This window comes from Kamptonema sp. PCC 6506, from assembly GCF_000180455.1.
Classification (GTDB): domain Bacteria; phylum Cyanobacteriota; class Cyanobacteriia; order Cyanobacteriales; family Microcoleaceae; genus Kamptonema; species Kamptonema formosum.
The window spans coordinates 25,191-45,886 of record NZ_CACA01000304.1 but is presented as its reverse complement, the minus strand read 5'-3'; the positions used below and the strand labels follow the sequence as shown (position 1 = coordinate 45,886).

The 20,696-nt window shown below is 44.2% G+C and carries 25 protein-coding genes and 2 pseudogenes; 12 read left to right on the top strand and 15 right to left on the bottom strand.

The features are described from left to right. Window positions 1-26 precede the first annotated feature (26 nt). The 10 genes from OSCI_RS18185 to OSCI_RS31600 form a co-directional block, all read right to left on the bottom strand. Window positions 27-329 carry a type II toxin-antitoxin system YafQ family toxin gene (locus OSCI_RS18185; RefSeq protein WP_007356543.1) on the bottom strand — a complete coding sequence of 101 codons (303 nt, stop codon included), beginning with the start codon at window positions 327-329 and terminating at the stop codon, window positions 27-29. Then, window positions 326-538: a hypothetical protein gene (locus tag OSCI_RS18180; RefSeq protein WP_007356542.1), complete on the bottom strand. Its 213-nt coding sequence runs from the start codon at window positions 536-538 to the stop codon at window positions 326-328. The genes OSCI_RS18185 and OSCI_RS18180 overlap by 4 nt, the downstream gene beginning before the upstream one ends. Before the next feature lie 110 nt (window positions 539-648). Further along, window positions 649-1,017 carry a XisI protein gene (locus OSCI_RS18175; RefSeq protein WP_007356541.1) on the bottom strand — a complete coding sequence of 123 codons (369 nt, stop codon included), beginning with the start codon at window positions 1,015-1,017 and terminating at the stop codon, window positions 649-651. A gap of 165 nt (window positions 1,018-1,182) precedes the next feature. After that, window positions 1,183-1,401 (bottom strand): type II toxin-antitoxin system HicB family antitoxin, encoded by a 219-nt coding sequence (locus OSCI_RS18170; protein ID WP_019487230.1) that lies wholly within the window; start codon window positions 1,399-1,401, stop codon window positions 1,183-1,185. 273 nt (window positions 1,402-1,674) lie between these two features. Further along, window positions 1,675-1,893, bottom strand: coding sequence for a hypothetical protein (locus tag OSCI_RS18165; protein WP_007356538.1), 219 nt, complete (start codon window positions 1,891-1,893; stop codon window positions 1,675-1,677). An 85-nt stretch (window positions 1,894-1,978) separates the two neighbouring features. Next, a complete protein-coding gene (locus OSCI_RS18160; protein WP_007356537.1) occupies window positions 1,979-3,196 on the bottom strand; it encodes a DNA double-strand break repair nuclease NurA in 1,218 nt (405 codons plus the stop codon). 349 nt (window positions 3,197-3,545) lie between these two features. After that, window positions 3,546-4,328 carry an HAD family hydrolase gene (locus OSCI_RS18155; RefSeq protein WP_007356536.1) on the bottom strand — a complete coding sequence of 261 codons (783 nt, stop codon included), beginning with the start codon at window positions 4,326-4,328 and terminating at the stop codon, window positions 3,546-3,548. Between the two features lie 345 nt (window positions 4,329-4,673). After that, window positions 4,674-4,802, bottom strand: coding sequence for a hypothetical protein (locus OSCI_RS32055; protein WP_267880124.1), 129 nt, complete (start codon window positions 4,800-4,802; stop codon window positions 4,674-4,676). A gap of 70 nt (window positions 4,803-4,872) precedes the next feature. Next, window positions 4,873-4,998, bottom strand: coding sequence for a hypothetical protein (locus OSCI_RS32050; protein WP_007356535.1), 126 nt, complete (start codon window positions 4,996-4,998; stop codon window positions 4,873-4,875). A 125-nt stretch (window positions 4,999-5,123) separates the two neighbouring features. Further along, window positions 5,124-5,432, bottom strand: coding sequence for a hypothetical protein (locus tag OSCI_RS31600; protein ID WP_234708772.1), 309 nt, complete (start codon window positions 5,430-5,432; stop codon window positions 5,124-5,126). Window positions 5,433-6,049: 617 nt separating this feature from the next. Here OSCI_RS31600 and OSCI_RS31595 point away from each other — a divergent pair. Beyond that, window positions 6,050-6,190 (top strand): hypothetical protein, encoded by a 141-nt coding sequence (locus OSCI_RS31595; protein ID WP_234708771.1) that lies wholly within the window; start codon window positions 6,050-6,052, stop codon window positions 6,188-6,190. 1,674 nt (window positions 6,191-7,864) lie between these two features. On the opposite strand, the gene OSCI_RS31590 is transcribed toward OSCI_RS31595, so the two are convergent. Further along, window positions 7,865-8,161, bottom strand: coding sequence for an alpha/beta fold hydrolase (locus OSCI_RS31590; RefSeq protein WP_007356531.1), 297 nt, complete (start codon window positions 8,159-8,161; stop codon window positions 7,865-7,867). A 672-nt stretch (window positions 8,162-8,833) separates the two neighbouring features. Between OSCI_RS31590 and infC the strand changes: the two are divergent. The 6 genes and pseudogenes from infC to OSCI_RS18115 form a co-directional block, all read left to right on the top strand. Next, a pseudogene (gene infC, locus OSCI_RS31585) lies at window positions 8,834-9,341 on the top strand (translation initiation factor IF-3); the annotation flags it as partial. A 42-nt stretch (window positions 9,342-9,383) separates the two neighbouring features. Continuing rightward, window positions 9,384-10,721 (top strand): annotated as a pseudogene (locus OSCI_RS18135) (GspE/PulE family protein); the annotation flags it as partial. Between the two features lie 243 nt (window positions 10,722-10,964). Then, window positions 10,965-12,062, top strand: coding sequence for a type IV pilus twitching motility protein PilT (locus OSCI_RS18130; RefSeq protein WP_007356525.1), 1,098 nt, complete (start codon window positions 10,965-10,967; stop codon window positions 12,060-12,062). Window positions 12,063-12,158: 96 nt separating this feature from the next. Beyond that, the gene (locus OSCI_RS18125) at window positions 12,159-13,286 is read left to right on the top strand and encodes a type II secretion system F family protein (RefSeq protein WP_007356524.1); all 1,128 of its coding nucleotides are present in this window, start codon (window positions 12,159-12,161) and stop codon (window positions 13,284-13,286) included. Between the two features lie 70 nt (window positions 13,287-13,356). Next, window positions 13,357-13,953 (top strand): hypothetical protein, encoded by a 597-nt coding sequence (locus OSCI_RS18120; RefSeq protein ID WP_007356523.1) that lies wholly within the window; start codon window positions 13,357-13,359, stop codon window positions 13,951-13,953. A 140-nt stretch (window positions 13,954-14,093) separates the two neighbouring features. Continuing rightward, a complete protein-coding gene (locus tag OSCI_RS18115) occupies window positions 14,094-14,504 on the top strand; it encodes a GFA family protein (protein ID WP_007356522.1) in 411 nt (136 codons plus the stop codon). A 94-nt stretch (window positions 14,505-14,598) separates the two neighbouring features. Here OSCI_RS18115 and OSCI_RS30110 read toward each other — a convergent pair whose 3' ends face one another. Next, window positions 14,599-14,745 (bottom strand): hypothetical protein, encoded by a 147-nt coding sequence (locus tag OSCI_RS30110; RefSeq protein WP_155523385.1) that lies wholly within the window; start codon window positions 14,743-14,745, stop codon window positions 14,599-14,601. Window positions 14,746-14,992: 247 nt separating this feature from the next. Between OSCI_RS30110 and OSCI_RS18110 the strand changes: the two genes are divergently transcribed. From OSCI_RS18110 to OSCI_RS18100, 3 genes are all read left to right on the top strand, one after another. Beyond that, complete coding sequence (locus OSCI_RS18110; RefSeq protein WP_007356520.1) at window positions 14,993-15,202, top strand: DUF2997 domain-containing protein; 210 nt, start codon at window positions 14,993-14,995, stop codon at window positions 15,200-15,202. 38 nt (window positions 15,203-15,240) lie between these two features. Next, window positions 15,241-15,627 (top strand): DUF1257 domain-containing protein, encoded by a 387-nt coding sequence (locus OSCI_RS18105; protein WP_007356519.1) that lies wholly within the window; start codon window positions 15,241-15,243, stop codon window positions 15,625-15,627. Window positions 15,628-15,809: 182 nt separating this feature from the next. Then, window positions 15,810-16,271, top strand: a complete 462-nt coding sequence (locus OSCI_RS18100; protein WP_007356518.1) for a ferredoxin — start codon at window positions 15,810-15,812, stop codon at window positions 16,269-16,271. 327 nt (window positions 16,272-16,598) lie between these two features. Here the strand turns inward: OSCI_RS18100 and OSCI_RS18095 are convergent, their stop codons facing one another. Further along, window positions 16,599-16,913, bottom strand: a complete 315-nt coding sequence (locus OSCI_RS18095) for an FmdB family zinc ribbon protein (RefSeq protein WP_007356517.1) — start codon at window positions 16,911-16,913, stop codon at window positions 16,599-16,601. A 550-nt stretch (window positions 16,914-17,463) separates the two neighbouring features. On the opposite strand from OSCI_RS18095, the gene OSCI_RS18090 reads away from it, so the two are divergent. Beyond that, entirely contained in the window at window positions 17,464-18,039 is a 576-nt protein-coding gene (locus OSCI_RS18090) for a hypothetical protein (RefSeq protein WP_007356516.1), read from the top strand. Between the two features lie 324 nt (window positions 18,040-18,363). On the opposite strand, the gene OSCI_RS18085 is transcribed toward OSCI_RS18090, so the two are convergent. Continuing rightward, window positions 18,364-19,005 carry a hypothetical protein gene (locus OSCI_RS18085; RefSeq protein ID WP_007356515.1) on the bottom strand — a complete coding sequence of 214 codons (642 nt, stop codon included), beginning with the start codon at window positions 19,003-19,005 and terminating at the stop codon, window positions 18,364-18,366. A 456-nt stretch (window positions 19,006-19,461) separates the two neighbouring features. On the opposite strand from OSCI_RS18085, the gene OSCI_RS18080 reads away from it, so the two are divergent. After that, on the top strand, window positions 19,462-19,935 hold the full coding sequence (locus tag OSCI_RS18080) for a TspO/MBR family protein (RefSeq protein WP_007356514.1): 474 nt from the start codon (window positions 19,462-19,464) through the stop codon (window positions 19,933-19,935). A gap of 206 nt (window positions 19,936-20,141) precedes the next feature. Here OSCI_RS18080 and OSCI_RS18075 read toward each other — a convergent pair whose 3' ends face one another. Continuing rightward, complete coding sequence (locus OSCI_RS18075; RefSeq protein ID WP_007356513.1) at window positions 20,142-20,423, bottom strand: YiaA/YiaB family inner membrane protein; 282 nt, start codon at window positions 20,421-20,423, stop codon at window positions 20,142-20,144. Window positions 20,424-20,696 lie beyond the last annotated feature (273 nt).

Below are 20,696 nucleotides of genomic sequence, written 5' to 3'. Positions count from 1 at the left end.
GCGCTTCCCTCTATATTTTTTAACTACTACCAAGCGCGATCGCGTTCAATAAACTTCATCATGGCTGCCAATATCAAGCAAGAGAATTTCCTCATCTCCCGACTCTGGATTCTCAACAAAATCAAATACAATCCGACAGTCATACTCCACAGTACAGGCCAAGAGCCAGCTAATTGACCTTTGAGTTTGTGTGTTTGCAGTGATGGCTCAAAAGAGTTTTCTGCCAAAAGTGTCAAAACACCTTCAACTTTAGGCTGTAGTTCCGGGTGTTTGCGGATCAGGCTTTTGTAAGCACGTTTAAACGATTGAGCAAAAGTAATAACTTTCAACGATTTAGCTCCGCGATCGCATCATTAACCGTACCTCTAAAAACGTTTCCAGCTTGATAGTCTTGTTTTCCTTGTGCAATATTAGCAGCAATTTCGGTACGACGGCGATCGCTAAGTCTCCGCTGCATGATGACAAGTAGAGTGGTTTGTTCATCAGTAGACAAGGTTTCGATCGCGTCTAAAATAATGTCAAATGTTACGGTTTGCATGGTGATTTAGCTTTGGCGGTGATGGTAACTATGTCTTATTTTACTAGAGTTTAATCGAATTTGCTGAAAATAAGAAAGCGCGATCGCCTTCCCACTCAAATCGCACTCCATCATACTTTCAACGATTCTCGCTGATGCTGTTTAGAAGGCACTCCATAAGCAGTATAAAGTCTAACATCAGGTGGTTGAAGTCCCAAAACAATTGATTCGGGAGGAATACCCACTGCAACTAACTCCTCAGCAATCAAATAATCAGTATTATTTGCTTGAATCCACACCTGACCGTCAATAATATCAATATGAATTATGCAATGGTGAATGCGTCGGTCATTAAACCAACCTATATTTAGTAACAGATAACGGTCATTTTCTACATCAAAAATTGTTTCATTTTGCGTCCCACTGTCAAAACTTGGAATCTCAGCATATTCAGTAAGCATCTGCTTAACCAGTTGGCGATAATTATTTAAGCTATCCATTGTACTATTTCCTCCGTTTTGGGGTTGAAAACAACAAGATTTAGGCGATTATTGTCTAACAATATCTGACCAAACATTTCTCCTTCAAACTGATAATTTTCAACAGTTTAGCTGTGCGATCGCGCCTTTCCTCTCCACCACACCAACAGAGTTTGACAATACCAATCAAGCAATTTGAAGCGTACTAGGTTCAGGGATAGATTCACCTTCTGCTTCCCAAGCTTCCAGATACATTTCAATCACTTCTTCGCCGTTATGAATTGCTTCCTCACGACTTTTACCATGAGTACAAGGCATCACCACGCGCTCGGAAAACTCTAGAATTGTGACTAGGAAAAGCCGATCTTCATCAGACCATTGAACAATCATACTATATCGACTCATAAACCCTCGCCCTCCCTTAACTCATTCAGTTCAGTTAATAAACGTTCATGGCTACCTTTGCCGCGTTTGGGTAGATAAACAAAACCTTCACGCGCAATCTGACCTTTCAAGTCTCTAATTTTCCTTAGCATGAATTTTGTCTATGTCCAGCCACATCGAAAGTAAAAGTATTGGACAAAGGGCTGCTGTGCGTTTGTTTCGGGAGAGATTGAGAGAAATTTTGCCGCAATAATTGCAGACAATATAACCGAAAAATCTTTTTTTTAATTTCTCTCACTTCCCCTGAACCATTTGCCAAAGCGTCTGTGGCAAATTAATTATATGCTGCAAAAGCTGATTCGGCCCAATCCCAAAAACTAATTGTAACACGAGAACAATAGCCGCGATCGCAACCGCCGTACCAAGACTAGCCTTTAATACCTTAATTGCCCAATTAAACGCCAACCAAGAAACAATCAATGCCGCAAGTAAAATAACTAATTCCAATGGCATAATCACCCCCAAACAAAATTATTCCCATTTATCTAACTTAAATTTTACGCCATCCAATTACCAGTTAACAGTTAACCGTTAACAATTACGCAATACTCCCCCGCTTCCTAGTTTCCTTATAAGAAATTCCCACATTTCTCAAGCCAGCCTTAATCATTTGTTGCTCCAACAAAGCAAAAAATCTACCTCGATCTCCCCCCGTCACTACCGCTTGATTATGAGCCTCTGCCAAAGCTACTGGATAGCCACCACCCTTGTGAACCTGACCTAACATTAAACTTAAAGCTGACTCCAATAATACAGGATTTTCAGCTACCCACTGCGGCATATCAATCCTAGCAATTTCAGTCCCTACATGAACATAACAAAAATAGATATTTTGTTCTCCATATAACTCCAAAATTCGAGCTTGCGATCGCCACAAAGGAGTTCTTTGTCCTGGTAACAAAATTGAACCCCATAAAATCACATCTCGCAACGGTTCAAACACTTGACAAGGTGCTTTCTCCGCATTCGGTAAATTCGCCGCAAAGATCGCATTAGGACAATTAGTTATACAGTCAGGTACGTCATAGGAACAAGCTGCCAAACGTAGAAAAGATAAAGTTTCAGCACTACGAGAAGCGCTAATATAACCTAATAGCGGAATTCCTGCTAACCGTAACTTTTCCCATGCTGCTAAAATTGGCTGCAAAATAAGATCGCGAGCTTCATTTGGCAACCCCTCCAAAAACCAATAAATCAACGAACCATCCACCATTGCTAAAGTTGGCGCTGTCAATTTATTGCCATTAATTGCCGCCCACTTACAGCCTAATTCCGCCAAAGCTTCTGCTTCCGACACGCTACGCCGATAACCCATCCACTCCTCAGTTCTAATTCCCCACTGACGAGCAATATACAGGTCTTCTGCCTTATAAAAAACCTCTGGCAAACTATCTAAAACTGGGTGGCGACTTTGGCCATAATGCAGGGTTACGCGACCGACATTTAGCAAATAGCAATAAGCAATTTCGTGGTGATTTGGGGCAATTTGCGATCCATCTGTTGCCAATACCGTATGAGCAATTGGCGGAACCACAATGTAGCCGCCGCCATCCAAAGGTTCTCTAGGAGTTGCAGCATTAAATAAGATGCGCTCGCGGTAAGTTTCCTGTAAATTTACCAACTTTTCCTGTGCAGATTCCGCTTTCTCAAGCAAATTTAAAGCTACCTCTAAGCGTTTACCAGCCGCCACAGCTTCCGCGCTTAGATGTTGGCTCATTCCTTGCATTGCCTTAGCTACTTTGGTTAAATCAAGCATTAGTATGAAGTCCCAAAAATTTAAAAAATAATGATAAGAAAATTGATTTTTTTTTGCTCCACCCCTTGCATTTTTCAGAACTTGACAGTATACTTAGTTTATAATAGAAATTGGTCTAAAAATATTATTTTTGCACCCATCCGATTATATAAATATACCTTGTCTAGGAGTACAAGTCAACCCCAAAATCTCAATTTTTTTGTCGCCGACACCAACGAAATCAGTTACCGAAAAATTTTTTAACAAAACTTACGGAGTTAGCTAAAAATAAAGGGTTGCGATTACTTCGCTTCGCTCGTAATGACAGAAATATATGATTCTTCCTTTTTCTTAACATACAAAGTTTATTCTACAACCACCCACAAAAATCCTGAGCAAACTGAGATAGAGACAAAAGTTTTACAGGAGGATATTTTGCTACCGAATCTCGTTCAGCTAAAGTATTGTATCCCCAATCAGCCAAAAATAAGTTGACCCCAGCTAAGTCAGATTGCTGTTTAACAGAAATCAAAGTTTTCAGTCTATCTTCCACAAACCAAATTACACCATCTTCCCCAGACTTCGCCAACAATTCTCGCAAAACTTGATGCTTAGGTTTGTTATACTCTTTACCAATAATCGATCCTTCAGGCATTTTCACCCCTGCTAACAGCAAAAGTTCGCGCACAAATCTACCTTCTTTAGTCGTCACAATTATTGGTTGTACATTACTACTCAATAACTCTTGTAAACGTTCCGTCACTCCCGGATAAAACAGATGTAGAGATAGCCACTCATTCAAATCCTTGGCAATCCATTCATCGCGTAAATTGTCTAGCTTAGTACCCACATCCAAAGCCGTCAGATTATTTTCTAGCAATAATTGCTGAGCAATGCTTGGCCAGTCTAGCAAAATCTTTTCCTGCGGAATATCTAACAGTAAAGCCTGGATTAAAAGTGGCATTTCCCAACCAGTTTCAATCACAGGCCGTAGCTTGTAGAAAGTTAAGGCTAAGTCGGAATCCGGGGTTGTATTAATAGGTTGCCAAATTTGGCAATAAGTCCGCCATGCTGTCTGAAAATATTCAACTAGACCATCACAGATTACACCGTCAAAATCTAGGGCTAAAATAGTTGGAAAGTTAGGGATCATTGGTAATTGGTAATTGGTAATTGGTAATTGGTAATTGGTAATTGGTAATTGGTAATGGCTAATTGCTAATGGCTAATTTAGGACTTACTATGGGGCTCCAGAAACCGGGTTTTTGAGAGCATCTGTGGGTGAGGGCGAAGTATTTTGGTCAAAAAAACCCGGTTTATGAGGTTGGGTGCGTAAGTCCTGTATTTCCTAATTGGGGAGAATGGCGGATTTTCTCCCCCATCCTCCCCATCTCCCCCATCCTCCCCATCCTCCCCATCTCCCCATACTAGGAAGTTGTGGAATCAATCGCAAAAGGATTCATTTCATCAACTTCGGGTATCTGCTGGCCCCTAGTTCCTAGCTTGGAGCTACTGCGACTCGCTTGCCTTGGCGCAAATAAAGTAAAATGCCACGAGCGATCGATGCCGCCATTTGAGATCGGTAAGCTGGATCTCTCAGTCTAGCTGCATCCTCAGCGCCCGTCACAAAGACCCATGCCTACTTGCAACGTAAACAGCAGACCCAGGCAATAGAACTCTTCCTCAAAACGTAAAATCTATTGCTTCATGTCCTCGTACCCGCTGTCAGGATCGCGCGCCCCCGTACCCTGTAAAATGCTGTTGTGGATAGTCCGGGCTACGATTTTCGCCACGTCGCTAAAGTAATACGTTTCAATTACCATTGACATCTGGGCGACTCATTATCGAATAGCATATAGGCGTGAATGCTTGACAAGACAAAGTAGCATTGACCCGCTCCGCCATATCCACTCTCGGTTGTAAATCAATTTCTGCGACTCGTGCAGTCCTAGTCAAAATCTGTTTCGCTCACACCTTGCTGTTCCAGTATTGCAGCCACCTGCTGAGAAATATGCCAGAACAATTCCTCTTTTCTTGTAAACCTCCAGGATCCCCACCGCACCCGGATCTCCGCCACCGTGTCCCGGATCGATCGCAACCACAATCCGCCCATTAGAATTCCGGGGCAGCTCAGGAGTTTAGGATAGCTTTCATTGGGTTGAGAGACGGAGCGTAGGACTTCGTTACCGTGAGGTTCTACAGAGGAAACACCTGTACGCCGCAATTGCACCGAAAGGATTTGAGGAGTCGGTTGCAATACATCTTAGTCACTTGCACGCCCGCCGCAGGTTGGTACCCAAATTACCTACCGTCTCCGAGTCTTCTTGGGTAGCAGTTATACCCTACAGGACTAAGTCTCTGCCTGTACACTGAGGTATTTGACCAGCAAGTTGAGGCTTCTGGTGATATCCTCGACGCCAATAAGCGCCCGACTGCTGATTCCATCCGCTGAGTATATGCTTACAGCGCGGTCGGTTCTAATTAAAAGTTGCGTGCCAGTTAGACTGTCCAAGTCAAATAGATTGAATCCCAGCTAAATTGCTGGTATTGCGGCGGGGTGCTAGTAAAGGAGGACGGCTACTGACATTGGGTCTATTAGTCGGTAAGACCACAATAGCCGCCCATATTGCTGAAAAAGGCTCGCCGAGTTAGTATTAGTCTCCGTCAGTCCGTAGAGTAACGTCGAGTCATGGGTGGATCGGTTGGCAAGTTGCCTGACTTCGATGCGATCTACGCCATGTTGGTTAACTACCTGTTCTTGCTCAGTTAGCTGAGGAGAGATATTAGCGCCTGCAATGTCAATTTGTCTGCCAAGATCTCCAGCACGACTTTGCTAGAAGGGAAAGTTTCTGGTTTACCGCCGTACTGGTGCGGATGAAAAAACCGTCTTTCGTTACTTGGACATTTTCTACCAGCGGTCCCGGCGGCGGCGATTTGTGCCGTTGGGGAGTTGGTGGTAGGAGGTGGGATAGGTTTCGTCTCCCTAGTCACCTGTGGCGATCGCAGTTGGTCTAGGCAATTCTACCGTCCAACTGGCTAGGAGAGATACCCCGAAATCGCACTTGCTGCGGGTCCGCAAGACGTATAAGCCGGCGACTCAATTCCACCACAATTCTAGTGGTTTGCGCGTCAAACTGCCCTGACCCGGACTGGGATTCTAATTACCGCTCCTGTAACTGGTTGAGTTACAGTAAGAATCGTCCTAATGCTTGAGTTTCTGGCAGGTCAATTGACCGAAGCGTCGTTGGGTTAAAAATCAGTTGTGCTTTTGGTTGAACTCCGACATCAACGGTAGTGAAGTAGCAGCCGATTCTGATGTAGGCATCAAATCGCCAAGATTGCAGTCTGCGCTGTCTTCCCAGCGACGGCAGATGACAGCAAAAACACACTTAAGAAACTGGGTAATAGCCAGTGGAATCTCACGACAGTTTTTCCTCGTTTGCGAGTTGCAGCTAATAAGCTTTCGACACTCTTATAGAGCGATCTCCGCTTACAATGCTAAGTTGACTTTCATCGAACAGCCCTAGAAATTTTAGGGGACTAGGGGCTAGGGGCTAGGGGCTAGGGGAAGAGAGGGGAAGCAACGATTGGTAGGATCTAGATCAATGCCACCGACTTTTCCCAGAGCGGGAATTGAGAGTATCCAAAATGGTTGCATTCCGGTATCGCAATTAGGAGCTAGTTCCATTTCTTTGGTGGGACATCTCGGATACTTAAATTGGTTGAACAGTACCATAACGATCAGCAGGTGTTCAGTTTGAATTTTCCTAGCCAAGCTGCTGAGGGTAGAATTACCGAAAAATCAGACTGGCACTACTGCCTTGTAAGGAGGCGGGTCTAAAAAAACATAACATCTATCAAAAAGATTGAGAAATCAGCGATCGCACGAGGAAATCCAGAAGCAGGAAGCACTTGCCTTTGTTCTAGCAACTTTGCCATTAATTTCCATTGAATTATGTCCACAAGCAGACAATTGGATCGGGAATAATCGCTTCTGAGTGCATAGTGCCCAAAGTCAGCACTACCTCTGGAAATTAACTGCGACAGGGAGCATACTTCAGACTAGCCTAGCAGAATGGGGACTTTAACTCTACTAATACTGCAGCTGCTTCGGGAGCTGCTGCCACCTTACCTTTTCATGGTGCAAGAGCGATCGCCATCCAATTCAAATATTTCTTGCATTTACTCGTTCTGGGACATGTCATCATGGGGGCAGTGGCCCGCATTTTCTAACTCAACGAGCTTTAAGTTAGCGTTGTACTCCATGAACTGACGGGGACGGGCGAAGCGGGGCGGGATCATCCGATCTTGTTGACCCGTCTAGCATTAACATATATAGGAATTTTTAACTAAAGTGCAAAACTGTCTTGACACCAGTTTGCCGCATAATATGTGAACTAGCCGACAGCTTTAAACAGAGCACAAAAAGCACGGGCGGAATTCCGCGATCGCGACTCGGCCCCGATAGCAATTTCTACTCAACTTCGTCGCTAATGGCATCGGGATTGGCGTAGGTCTCAAAGTCTGCACCCAGCGACGGACAAGGGCGGGACGGCGGACAAAGTAAAACTAGCGGCTCTGAGCACGTGGCGGAGAAGCAAAAACTCATTTTCATTACTTGCGCTTGCGAATTCCGCAGGTTGCAACCACGGGGGTACTGCCTCAGCACGCACAGATGGATCGGGCAAACTAATCACTCACAATGATCCTGCGTATCCATATCAGGTGTGAAGCTGCTGCGGCTGCCAGACAAATCAGCGAACCAATCGAGTTTCCCACTAAAACTACTGGTTGTCTGATAAAAGTCTGCCAAAACTCGTAGACTTGAGCCACCCAGATAGAGACATCATAGTTGGCAGGAGCTTTCTGCGAAGCCCCAAACCCCAACAAATCTAATGTTCGTACACAGTCATGGAACTCAGTGCAAGTTGAGCCATATTGATGCCGCCAGTGACCAATAGAAGCCCCAAATCCTGTGCATTGCAAATATCAAGGGCGTTCCCGACTTAAAATTAACTCTGCGGTGCTTTGCCTCTTTACCAAAAGGAAATTGGGGAGAGTACAGATTATTAGAGTATTGTATTTCCTCCGTTACTTCTGCTCCCCCGCCCCCCCTCTCCCCTGCCCCCCTGCTCCCCTGCTCAATTTGCTCTAGCTGGGAAAGTTGCCCACTTGCCCGCAGATAAGTGTTACCGAGTTCTGCCAACCCCGCCAAACCCAGTACTCTTTGAAGTCCAATCCTTTGATGCCAATGTCCAGAATGTGGCTGCTAATATTTGCCTCAAGTCTCAACATAAATATTACAACTCTTCTCATGCTTTTATTCTAGTGGGGGAGATGGGGAAGATGGTATGAAATGGGTGAGGATGCGGTAGAGGGGAAGGATGGACAGTAGTAAACAGATCCAAAAATTTCTGACTTTATTTAACTCAGAACTCAAAACTCACCCCCCTCTAGCGCGCGATCGAACCTTTTATTTTTACAGTCGATCTGGGGATTTTAGATCTAAATAGTAGACCAGAACACTTAGTCATAGTGAGTAGAATGGCAATACAAGGATTCAGCCACATTAAGTCAATACAGAGCAGCTTAAGCATAACCAACTTAAATGCCTGTGAGTCGAAAAAAGAGCAAAACCGCAATCAACCTCAGCGATCAATGACCAACATTCGATTCCCCAAAATTCGGCGTCATCGATACCGATGGTGCTCAACTGGGGATAATGCTTCCTCAAGATGCCCTGCGGCTGGCGGAGGAAAAAGACCTTGACCTCGTTCTTCTCAGCGATCAAGGCCGATCCACCTGTATGTCGGATCATGGACTACGGTAAATTTAACGTTCGAGAAGGACAAGAAAGAGCGGTGAATGCTAAGAAAGAAGCAGCACACGAGCCGATGTCAAGGAAGTGAAAATGGCGGATACAGACAACCTTGAGGAGCACGACTACCAAGTACGTCTTTCTCAAGCTCGACCGCTTTAGCTCAAAGCTGGCGATAAAGTACTAAAGCCACGATTATGTTCCGAGGTCGGGAAATCCAACATAGTAACCTAGCAGAGGACTTGCTTAAACGGATGGCAACTGTATTTGCAGGAACTGGCGAGAAGTGCAGCAAAGCTCCTAAAAAAGAGGTGACGGAGCATGATGATGCTCCTATCTCCGAAAAAATCAGTAGGGGATGTAGAAGACATTGCTGTGTCCATAGATGATGCTGAAGCAGCTCCCGTAATTAAAGCTGTAAACGTCATTTTAGCTAAAGCTTTGTCAGAAAAAGTTTCTGACATCCACGTAGAACCCCAAGAAGAACATCTGCGAATTCGGATGCGGAAAGATGGAGTGCTGCAAGAATATTTTCGCTTTCCAAAACAGGTAGTACCCGCAATTACTTCCCGTTTCAAAATTCTTTCTAATATGGATATTGCCGAACGTAGGCAAGCTCAAGATGGTCGGATCAGGCGTAGGTTTGAAGGGCGGACGGTGGACTTCCGGGTTAATAGTTTGCCTTCTCGCTATGGTGAGAAAATTGTGCTGCGGATTTTGGATAGTTCCAGCACTCAATTAGGTTTAGGTTTGTTAATCTCTGACCAAGAAACTTTGGCTTTAGTTAGAGAAACTGCGAGTCGGCCTTTTGGATTGATTTTGGTGACGGGCCCGACTGGTTCTGGTAAGTCAACTTCGCTATATTCCATTCTGGCAGAAAAGAACGATCCGGGAATTAATATTAGTACGGCAGAAGATCCAATTGAATATGCTTTGCCCGGTCTAACTCAGTGTCAAGTAATTCGAGAAAAAGACTTGACTTTTTCTAACATTTTGCGGGCATTCTTAAGGCAAGACCCAGATGTGTTGCTGGTGGGGGAAACGCGGGATAAAGAAACGGCAAAGACGGCCCTGGAAGCTGCATTGACGGGTCACTTAGTGTTAACAACTTTACACACGAATGATGCGGCGGGTGCGATCGCGCGTTTGGACGAAATGGGCGTAGAACCCTTCATGGTGTCGGCCGCTCTTTTAGGCGTGTTAGCTCAGCGCTTAATGCGTCGGGTTTGTAGCGATTGCCGCGTTCCCTACACCCCCACCCCTGAAGAACTCGGTCGCTACGGCTTGTCAACTTCTCAAGAAGTGGATATTACTTTCTACAAAGCCAACATAGTACCTGTAGATGACAGGAAAGCGCTGGCAGAAAGGGGAGAATTGTGCAAAAAATGTGGCGGTGGGGGTTATAAAGGGCGCGTTGGTGTCTATGAATTTCTGAAAGTTACAGAGCGACTGCAAACCCTAATTACCCAAGGTGCGCCGACGGAACAAATTAAGGAAGCAGCGGTAGAAGAAGGGATGAAAACTTTGCTGGCTTACAGTTTACAGTTAGTGCGTGAAGGTGCGACTACTTTTGAAGAAGTAGAACGAGTAACGTTTACTGATACTGGTTTGGAGGCTGAATTGAAAGCTAAACGTAAACAGGGGCTCACTTGTAAGACGTGCCACGCTGAATTAAAGCCAGAAATGTTAGATTGTCCCTACTGCTTGACACCACGCTTTGTAGATTAATCCGGTGAGCAGGGAAGTAGGGGGAGCAGGGGAGCAGGGGAGCAGAGGGGCGGGGGAGATGTGGAAGATGGGGGGAGATGGGGAGATGAGAAAACTTTTTCCCCAATTAGCAATTAGCAATTAGCAATTAGCAGTTAGCAATTAGCAGTTAGCAATTAGCAATTAGCTTTGCCAAGCTCCGCCCAACTAAGAATATGAGTTACATTGGTTTGTAAGTATCAATCTGATTCGGGAGACGTATCTATGGGTTTGATGATTGAGGACGTATTGGAGTCCCTTGTAGAGCAAGGCGGTTCGGACATTCACATCCAAGCCGGCGCACCGATCTTCTTCCGCGTCAGCGGGAAACTGACCCCTCAGCCACAATTTGGGGAAATTTTAGCTGCTGAGGAAGTCCAAACGCTGATCTTCCAGATGCTTAACAATATGCAGCGCAAGCACTTGGAGATGGAATGGGAGCTAGACTGTGCTTACGGCGTGAAGGGCTTAGCTCGTTTCCGGGTGAATGTCTACCGGGAGCGGGGTTGTTGGGCCGCTTGTTTGCGGGCTTTGGCTTCCAAGATTCCTAATGCAGATGCACTGGGAGTACCACAAGTATTGCGGGATATGACGGAAAGACCGAGGGGTTTGGTGTTGGTGACTGGCCAAACTGGTTCTGGTAAGACTACCACTATGGCGGCATTGCTGGATTTGGTGAATCGGACGCGATCGGAACATATTTTGACAGTTGAAGACCCGATTGAATACGTTTTTCCTAATATTAAAAGCTTATTTCACCAGCGGCAAAAGGGTGAAGATACTAAGAGCTTTGCGAATGCGCTAAGGGCAGCTTTACGGGAAGATCCAGACTGTATTCTCGTGGGAGAAATGCGGGACTTGGAAACTATTGGCTTGGCAATTTCGGCCGCAGAAACGGGTCACTTAGTATTTGGAACGCTGCACACTAACTCCGCTGCGGCAACTGTAGACCGGATGCTGGACGTTTTCCCTCCGATTCAACAGCCACAAATTCGAGCACAAATGTCTGGTTCCCTGGTGGGAATCGCCTCTCAAAACTTGGTGCCAAAAATTGGTGGCGGTCGTTGCTGCGCGATGGAAATAATGATGAATACACCCGCTATGGCTAACTTGATCCGGGAAGGAAAAACTGCTCAAATTTACTCCCAAATCCAGATGGGAGCGAAATTGGGGATGAGGACGATGGAAATGGCTTTAGCTGAACTTTTTAAAGCGGGCAAGATTAGCTGGGAAGCAGGAATGGGTAAAAGTGGCAAACCGGACGAGCTCGAACGCTTGATCGGGCCGGCACCCGCAGGGGCTAAGGCTGGAGCACACCATTAATTTTCTTGGGGGATTTGGGATGGGAATTTAAGCTGAAATTCGCCATCCTAAATCTACTATCTAAAATCTAAAATCTAAAATTTTCAGAGGTAAGAAATGGCTACCAATGTTCTCCGTGAGAAACCTAAAGCTGGTCTTAGTTTTGAGGCAATTAGCCATAAAATCGAGCTGGCAATGTCCAGTGTTACGATTAAGGATTTGGCTATTTTTGCCCGTCAATTTGCGGCAATGTTCAACGCAGGTGTGGCGATGGTCAGATGCCTTGCAGTGTTAAATGAGCAGTGTTCTAATCCGAAGTTGAAGAATGCGCTCACAAGTATTAGTGCGGATGTGGAACAAGGGAGCGAACTTTCGACGGCGATGCGAAAATTTCCTGATGTTTTCGATCAGCTTTTCCTAAGTATGGTGGGCGCAGGAGAGGTAGGTGGCGTGCTCGATGAAGTGCTGGAACGCTTAGCAGTTTTGATGGAGAAAAATCATAAGACACAGAGCGAAATTAAGTCTGCGATGTCTTACCCGAAGACAGTATTATTCATAGCGATTATAATTTTTTTCGCGATGACAATTTTTCTGCTACCAACTTTTGCTAAGATTTTCAAGGACATTGGTGCAGATTTGCCAGCATTTACCCTTTTTATGTTAAGCATCAGTGCTTTCTGTACAACTTGGCCACCCATTCCGCAAATGACGGTAATTGGCAGTCTTATCGGTCTTTCTTTTGCTTATAAGATGTATTACAAGACTCCAGTAGGCCGCTTGCAAATCGATAAAATTATGTTGAAAATGCCTGTGCTTGGGGATCTGCTAGAAAAATCGGCGGTGGCGAGGTTTTGCATCATTTTTGGGACGCTGACGCGATCGGGGGTTCCGATTCTAAATTCCTTGGAAATTGTGAGAGATGTGGCGGGAAATCAAGCGATCTCGAATGCGATCGAATATGCAAGGACTCAGATTATGGGTGGGGGTATGATTAGTATTGCTTTGCAAGAACAGGCTGTTTTCCCGGCCTTGGCAATTCAGATGATGGCTATTGGTGAGGAGACGGGAGAATTAGATAAGATGCTGATGAAAGTTGGCGCTTTTTATGAAACGGAAGTGGAAGAGGCAGTTAAAGCGCTCACGAGTATGATGGAACCTCTGATGATTGTTGTAATTGGCGGTATTGTGGCTTCGATTTTGCTGTCTATGTATCTGCCAATGTTCGCAGTGTTTCAGAAGATGTAGAAAATGGTTAACTGTAAACAGTTAACTGTTCATGGTTAACTGTTTACAAATTACTAATTAATATTTGAAGATGCCTATTAAACAATCACATTACGAAGCGTTGCTGGCAGAGTACAGTGAATCCTCGGCAGCGATCGCACTGCTGAAACGCTATCGCCTTTATCTGGAAATGATTCCGAGTATGCGCCGAGCTCACGAGAGTGTAATTACTATTCCACTGCCAGTTGTGCGCCTGCGCGACGGTGTTTCGCATTCGGGGATTAGCGGTGTCAGCATAGCACCTGGACAGGCTATTTGCTTGCCTTGCGATGTGGCGATTTTGATGTGCGATCCTGAGTGGAAGGTGAAAACAGGGGTAGAAATTTTGATTTTTATCCACCGCTATCAGGAGGATTATTCAGAATTGCTGGGTCGCTGGCGGCAGGCTCAAGTTTGGTTGGATAAGGGTTATGAGTGGGTGATGTCCCACAGTTATAGGCATATTTACAGTGAGGAAGCTGAGGAGATTCATCCGCTATTTGTGTTGTTTGAAGATACGCCGGAACGGATTCAGCGGGGGTTGAAAGGTGCGGGTTTGCCGTTTGTGATCGAAAGTTTTGAGGCGGCTATTGAGGATGAGGAATCTGAGTCTTTTTCGGCTGATAGTCCGCCGATAACTAGCGATTAGTTGGTGGTAAATGGTTGTGGCTAGCGCTGATTTTAGGGATAACTATGCCCTCTAATTCTTAATTATTTATAATATATTATTAATATTATTAATAGTTTGTGGTAAGTAAATTTAAACGTTAGCCTTGATCGGAGGTGGTAATGACTATTCAGAAATTAAATGGTGGTTGTCAATGCGGGGCCATTCGATATGAAGTCATAGGTGAGCCGATAATGGCTGCTATTTGTCACTGTTCTATGTGTCGGCGTGCTCATGCTGCTCCATTTGTGGCTTGGGCTATGTTTGAGCAGTCACAGGTTAAATTCATTAAGGCACAGCCGAAGACTTACAATTCATCGGTGGAGGGGAAACGTGGTTTTTGTTCTGAGTGTGGGACACAAATTAGCTTTACTGCGGATTTTTTACCAGGTTTGATTGATATTACTATTGGTAGTTTGGATGACCCCGATCGGATTAAGCCAATGCTGCATTACTGGGATTCAAAATGTTTGTCATGGGTGCAGTTTGCAGATAATTTGCCTCGCTATCCAGAGTTTCCTCCGCTGTCGTGAAGTCAGTTTCTCAGATGGATTTAGATTCCCGCAAATCTGTAGTCAGACAATTTTGCGAACAAGAGCTTGTGAGTTTGTGTAAGACAACAGAATGCTACATTTTGAGAGTTTTATAATTTGTGTTTATTTTAAGCAAAATAGGCTGATGGAACGATCGCGATCGCACCTCACCCCCGAATCGCCATCCCAGACCATCTAGACCAACTATCCTCAGCGATCGCTCCCAAAAATATCTTGCCAAAAATCACGACTTATGTATGACTTGACTAACGTCACGAACTACGCGAAACTTAACAGACAACTGACGTACTGCTTCCCGATATTAATAACTTTTGTTAAGTTATGACTCGCAACCTCTCAATTAGTCACAATTAATCTAAAGGTTTGCGAGTCAGCCAATCTTCTTGAAGCGACTTCAGCAGGCATCGCCGCTAGCTTACTGGTGCCGGTGTCTACTCCCACAACGACCTAGCAACTAGCCAGGATTTATGGAAACACTAGAATTTGTGATTTATCCAGATGGTCGCGTGCAGGAAAAAGTCACTGGCATCGTCGGTGCATCTTGCGCTGAGGTAACTGCTGCGATCGAAGCCCAGCTTGGCTTAGTCCTCCATCAGGAGTCAACCTCTGAATATTTCGCAGCTCAACTGCATCAGTCAGCGGAAGCTACAGCGAAAGTAGCTTTGAGCGATTGGTAAATTGTTTTGTTAACTTCTTTAATTACTTGAATATCACCATGTCACACTTTAGCCAAATCAAAACCCAAATCCGCAATCTGACCTCCTTACAAGCTGCTTTGACCGATCTCGGTATCAACTGGAAAGCAGGCCCTTCCCAAGTACGCGGCTATCGCGGCCTCACTAACACTGCTGAAATAGCGATCGAACAAGAAAACGGTTATGACGTTGGATTTAGCTGGAACGGTACTGAGTACGAATTGGTTGCTGATTTGCAATTTTGGCAGCAAGCTTGGTCTGTAGATCGCTTTCTCAATAAGGTGACTGTGCGCTACGCTTATCATACTGTTGTGAATGAGAGTGCGAAGCAAGGTTTTCAAGTTGCGGAACAAAAGCAAAATCAAGATGGTTCAATCCGCTTGGTAGTGCAGCGTTGGTGCGCTTAAAAATTTACAGGTGGAAACCTTTCAAAATTACCAGAAGTTCGTAGTCAGGACTTTAGCCCTTACTTGTAGGTTTGGCAAGAAAAGACTTAAGTCCTTACTACGATCTAGTTTTTCGAGGCTTTTGTCAGAGGTCGAATTAAAGTCCGCGCAGGCGGACTTATTATTTATTGGAAGAGGTATAAATGTCAGAACTTTCTCCAATACCAATAGAAAGTATGAGCGATCGCTCTGGTTTAGAGCCGGAGTTGGGCGGATTTTTGCGGGATGCGCCGCAGCGTTCGGGTTTAGAACCCGAATTGGGCGGTATGCTGCGACAGAAGGGGGTTTATGTTGATGAAATTACCTGTATCGGCTGCAAACATTGCGCCCACGTTGCTCGTAATACATTCTACATTGAGCCGGACTATGGGCGATCGCGCGTGGTACGACAGGATGGGGACTCTGAGGACTTAATTCAGGAAGCGATCGACACTTGTCCAGTTGATTGCATCCACTGGGTTGATTACACTGAACTTAAGAAATTGGAAAACGAGCGCAAAGATCAGATCATCCCCCTGATCGGGTTTCCCGTCGATCGTGCTACGGTTCAGGCTCAAATCCGCCAACGCCAAAAAGCGAGGCGCGATCGCAAACGCGCCGATTGAAGTTATCACTATTTCTCACAAAATCAAAGGGTGGGCGCTGCTACAAACTATACTTCGATCGCTAAATATAGGTAATCCAGCACCCTCACCCTACAAGCTACTTGAATTTTTCCCAAGTTAAAATCATGAAATATCCCTCCATGTTTGCGGCATATACTTACAAAATTTATAAGTAAATCCACCTCATTAAACGTAAAAAACAGAGGACTAAAAAGCTGGCTGCGTATGTTTTCTTTCCTCCCTATCTCCTAGATAACTAAATCATTATCTCCTAGATAACTAATCTCCTAGATAACTAAATCCTTCTTCCTTTTTCCTTTCAAATTTTCAGCCTTGAATCGGCTTTCCCTCGCGATTAATAAGGCGACTTTTTGCATCAACAGCCGTAACATCCTCATAAACACCCTCATCGCGCTTCACATACTTGCTAAACCCAGCGCTCTTGTAATCAGTATTTGATGTCGGCATTATCAGTCTTGGCGCACTCAGCAAACGGCGCACAGTAGCGTCTTCTGGAGTATCTCCGGGATCGCATTTAGCTAACTTGCACAGTTCCCCCCAAGTAGTCACTTGCTGGTTCATACTGTGCCAAACTTCGACCCGTTCGTTATTGGTGGGACAAAAATAATCGTAGATAGGCATGGAAATAATCTCGATCGCAATGACTCAGATTACTGGCTTTAGACTACATTTCTGCTATTTTAGCTCAACTATACCCCGAATTGCAAGAGAAAAATTTTAAACTAGGGATTTGTTTGCTCCCAATTTACCCATAAATCTCGATTGTAATCTTAATCACAATCGGAATCGCAATTAAATTTTGAAAGCGATAGGGATAGGGATAGCGATATCATATAATTAACCCTAGCAGGCTAGCTCTTCCTAAACGATCGAACCTGCTCAGAGAAATATAGCAACTGCCAAAGTGATTAGAAGGCTCTTAATTGCTGAAGCTACTGTTTTGATTGCATCTTTCCTCTGCCTCCAGCATAGCAGCCTTCTGCCTTTTGCGATATTTCCTCTTGAATCCCCTGTGCTTTAAAGTAAGTATGGCTCTATTACCAGTAAACTAATGGCAGTAAAAATTACTCTCAAGCTCCTAAAAGATTTACCATAGTTTGCTAGCGATACTCAAGCGATCGCACTGTCTAACTTTCAGTTTGATTTATCTATTACTACCGAGGATTTCTCCATGAGTGATTTCAAAGTTACGCCAGAAGTAGAACTAAATATAGCTCAAATGTTAGAGCGATACCAGTTAGAAGATGAAGCAATCCTACGGCGTTGGGCCAAGCTGCACGGCATCAATAGCAGTCGAGGTTTTTACTATCCTAGCGAAGTAGATTTAATCGATCACGTTCACCACCATATTTACAATTTGGGAATGAGCATAGCTGACTACCAAAATCTTTTAGACCGCCGCCGCAACCATTCCCAACCTGCTGCTGAATCAAATAAAACTATTGCTAATCAGGTCGCTGATGAAGCTTATGATGCTATCGAAATGCTGACGGAACAATACTCAGAAGCAATAGATTTGATGGGTGAAAGAATTGCCGATCATTTCGTAGACGAGCTAGATTTATCGGTGATGCGACATCTCGCTAAAAAGGTACAAGACCGACGAAAACTCAACGGTCAGGCTAGACCTAATCGGTTTGTCCAAATCATTAAAGCAGTGATGCAACCTAACGGCAATACACTACTGGTACCTAAACACAATGAGGAATCTAGTATCGAACTTGAACACCACCATCGACTCGGCTAATAATTAGACACAATTGCAAAGGCGAAGCTGATACGCCCGAAGTCATCATTAAAAGCCAAAAAAATCTGCATTAGCTTGACTCCGACATAATTTTTGCAATTTGTTTATTTTTTGCAACCCTAAAAAGTTACCTCTAAGAGCGGCCTTATGACTCTCCTAAAGGTAACTTTTTATTCATAAATTCGAGCGCTATGACCTGTTTTAAACAGGACTTACGCACCCAACCAAAGAAACCGGGTTTTTTGAAGAAAATACTTGGTTGTTACCCATAGATTCTCTCAAAAACCCGGTTTCTGGGACTCCCTGCCTAAGTCCTACAAACTACTACCGAGAACGACCCTCTCCTGAGTTATCTAGACGAGGTTCAAGATTAGGATCTGGGGCATTAGTAGCACCCGGTGGGGCTACATTGTCATCTGAGTTATTAAAACCAGGCCCGACACTAGGGCCTTCTTGGTTATTGCTATCAGGCATACTCGTACCATCCTGATTAGTGCCATCGCGCCTCATCATTGTACCATCCTGATTAGTGCCATCGGGCACGACCGTGCCATCCTGATTAGTGGTACTAGGTGTCATCCTAGTACCGCAGTCCTGAAGAGGTGTAGTAGGTGCAACATCCCTAGCAGTCTGGTTATTTAAATCAGGCTCAGTATTTCTGTTGTTCAGATTAGTAGTAGCAGGGGTACCATTCTGATTCGGATTTATACACTCCGGTGTCATCATCGTGCCGTCCTGATTGGTTGTAGCAGGAGTGCTTTGGTTGACTGGGTAGTTGTTAGTAGAATTTGGATTCGAGGGGGCGGGGGCATCCACCGTACCCCTTGGCAGAGTATTAGCGTCGGTGGGTGATTCATTGGTTTGGGAAAATGCTGGCACACCGACTAGCGAACCCATACCCACAATTCCTACCAAACTGGTAAGAATCCTAAACGAATTGATGCGATTTACTAATTTGACCGGCATCTTTTTTTCTCCTGTTACTATCTGATAGTTTGAGCAAATATTCTGCTGTTGTATCTGGTTAAGTTCAACAAAAATCTATTTGCAAACTATCCACTAAATATTTCTGGTTGATTTATCTATTAAAGCTTCTGTAACAAAACATTAAATCCACCAATTTATATAAATCAATCTACCTCTATTTTTATAGAAAAACCCATCGACTAAGCTTAACCCTTATTACTATAGACAGAATAATCTTTGACCTTGGTCTGCTGTAGGTTGTTTTATAGCTCTAACTTCGCTATCTTTGCTTGTAAATTCATCTCATCCCAAAAACTTTATTCTCGAACACCATCTTCAGTCACAATTCTAACTACAGACTGATGTCAGACTCTTCTTTATGTGCCACAATCGCTCTATAATTACTTAGAGTCCCTCTCTAAAATCGATCGGTATGATTTGCAAAAGGGTAGAAAAATGATTAAATCGTGGATGGTAATTGGAGGCGTTGCCTTTTTAGTAGCCTTAGCTAGTAGTTTAATTAGACCTCGCGACATCAAGTGGTTCAACCGCTTGCAACGACCCAAATGGTTAGTGTTTGAAAAAGCAATTCCAGTTATTTGGACGGTAATTTTTATTTGTGCTGCTTGGTCAGCAGTTATCGTCTGGGAAAAAGAACCGGGAACTTCAGCAACTTGGCTGCGAATGGGATTGTACCTACTTTTAGAATTAGTAACAATAGCTTACACGCCTGTGATGTGCATTGTTCGCAGCCTCAAAGTTGGTACTATTATTGGGGGAACGGGTGCGATTTTAAGTATTATAGTAGCTCTGACTATCTGGCCAATTTCGACTTCTGCGGCCTTGCTGCTACTTCCTTATATAGTTTGGAGTCCCATTGGTACTTATACTACTTGGGAAATGATGAATCTTAATCCGGCAGATGCTTGAGTAATTGTTAACAGTTAACTGTTAACTGTTAATTGGTAACTGGTAACTGGTAATTGCTAATTGTATACTATTTTCAGCTAGAACTTGTAAGGTGAGCGATCGCCAACAAATATTGATGATAAGTTATGAGCTTATTCACGGCGACCGCCCTCTTACATTTTAGTGCATAAATCTTATTCTTGTTACAGGAATTATCCGAGTCGATATTATTTAAGAGGATGGTGATCGGCGAGGATTTTCTCAACTCTGGCTTCATCAATACGAGCAGTTAATCTTGTAGCTTCGTGGTTATCTCTAATGGTTTTTGCCAGCGTAAAAGAGGAGCCGACAGAGAAAGTTAATCCCATCCCCATAAACCCTTTTACCCAGTTATCGACTGGCAAATAAATAATGCCAAAAGTAGTCGCGGAAAGGGCAAGAATAAAAGAAGCCCAACACTGAATCACCCAAGCTGCTGTATCTTTTTGCTGTGCAATTGGTTGTGGCATATTCCCTCTGGTTGTGATTTGCCGATTAGTTAATTAAGTTACACAATAGACATAGTTAATTAAAGGCGGTAGGTGACAAGGACACTTTGTAAAACTGAACAATGCAATTGGACTTTTAGTTTCGGGGGAAAAACGCTGAGGATAGGGTTTGAGCTTCCAATCAATAGGAGTGAGAGTGGACAGTTTTGAAACTGGACTAAGGTAAGGTAGGGAAAGCCAGAAAAGGCAAGGGCTTTATTTACGATCTACTATAGTTTATACAGCCATCAGTCT

What these genes read in the sequence shown, in the direction of transcription:
- OSCI_RS18095 (WP_007356517.1), bottom strand. Translation starts at nt 16,913, where the DNA reads ATGCCTATCTACGATTATTTTTGTCCCACCAATAACGAACGGGTCGAA.
- OSCI_RS18110 (WP_007356520.1), top strand. Translation starts at nt 14,993, where the DNA reads ATGGAAACACTAGAATTTGTGATTTATCCAGATGGTCGCGTGCAGGAA.
- OSCI_RS18120 (WP_007356523.1), top strand. Translation starts at nt 13,357, where the DNA reads ATGCCTATTAAACAATCACATTACGAAGCGTTGCTGGCAGAGTACAGT.
- OSCI_RS18155 (WP_007356536.1), bottom strand. Translation starts at nt 4,328, where the DNA reads ATGATCCCTAACTTTCCAACTATTTTAGCCCTAGATTTTGACGGTGTA.
- OSCI_RS18165 (WP_007356538.1), bottom strand. Translation starts at nt 1,893, where the DNA reads ATGCCATTGGAATTAGTTATTTTACTTGCGGCATTGATTGTTTCTTGG.
- OSCI_RS31595 (WP_234708771.1), top strand. Translation starts at nt 6,050, where the DNA reads ATGAAAAAACCGTCTTTCGTTACTTGGACATTTTCTACCAGCGGTCCC.
- OSCI_RS18170 (WP_019487230.1), bottom strand. Translation starts at nt 1,401, where the DNA reads ATGAGTCGATATAGTATGATTGTTCAATGGTCTGATGAAGATCGGCTT.
- OSCI_RS18075 (WP_007356513.1), bottom strand. Translation starts at nt 20,423, where the DNA reads ATGCCACAACCAATTGCACAGCAAAAAGATACAGCAGCTTGGGTGATT.
- OSCI_RS18115 (WP_007356522.1), top strand. Translation starts at nt 14,094, where the DNA reads ATGACTATTCAGAAATTAAATGGTGGTTGTCAATGCGGGGCCATTCGA.
- OSCI_RS18085 (WP_007356515.1), bottom strand. Translation starts at nt 19,005, where the DNA reads ATGCCGGTCAAATTAGTAAATCGCATCAATTCGTTTAGGATTCTTACC.
- OSCI_RS18175 (WP_007356541.1), bottom strand. Translation starts at nt 1,017, where the DNA reads ATGGATAGCTTAAATAATTATCGCCAACTGGTTAAGCAGATGCTTACT.
- OSCI_RS18105 (WP_007356519.1), top strand. Translation starts at nt 15,241, where the DNA reads ATGTCACACTTTAGCCAAATCAAAACCCAAATCCGCAATCTGACCTCC.
- OSCI_RS18090 (WP_007356516.1), top strand. Translation starts at nt 17,464, where the DNA reads ATGAGTGATTTCAAAGTTACGCCAGAAGTAGAACTAAATATAGCTCAA.
- OSCI_RS18130 (WP_007356525.1), top strand. Translation starts at nt 10,965, where the DNA reads ATGGGTTTGATGATTGAGGACGTATTGGAGTCCCTTGTAGAGCAAGGC.
- OSCI_RS18080 (WP_007356514.1), top strand. Translation starts at nt 19,462, where the DNA reads ATGATTAAATCGTGGATGGTAATTGGAGGCGTTGCCTTTTTAGTAGCC.
- OSCI_RS32050 (WP_007356535.1), bottom strand. Translation starts at nt 4,998, where the DNA reads ATGGTAATTGAAACGTATTACTTTAGCGACGTGGCGAAAATCGTAGCC.
- OSCI_RS18160 (WP_007356537.1), bottom strand. Translation starts at nt 3,196, where the DNA reads ATGCTTGATTTAACCAAAGTAGCTAAGGCAATGCAAGGAATGAGCCAA.
- OSCI_RS18180 (WP_007356542.1), bottom strand. Translation starts at nt 538, where the DNA reads ATGCAAACCGTAACATTTGACATTATTTTAGACGCGATCGAAACCTTG.
- OSCI_RS18100 (WP_007356518.1), top strand. Translation starts at nt 15,810, where the DNA reads ATGTCAGAACTTTCTCCAATACCAATAGAAAGTATGAGCGATCGCTCT.
- OSCI_RS18125 (WP_007356524.1), top strand. Translation starts at nt 12,159, where the DNA reads ATGGCTACCAATGTTCTCCGTGAGAAACCTAAAGCTGGTCTTAGTTTT.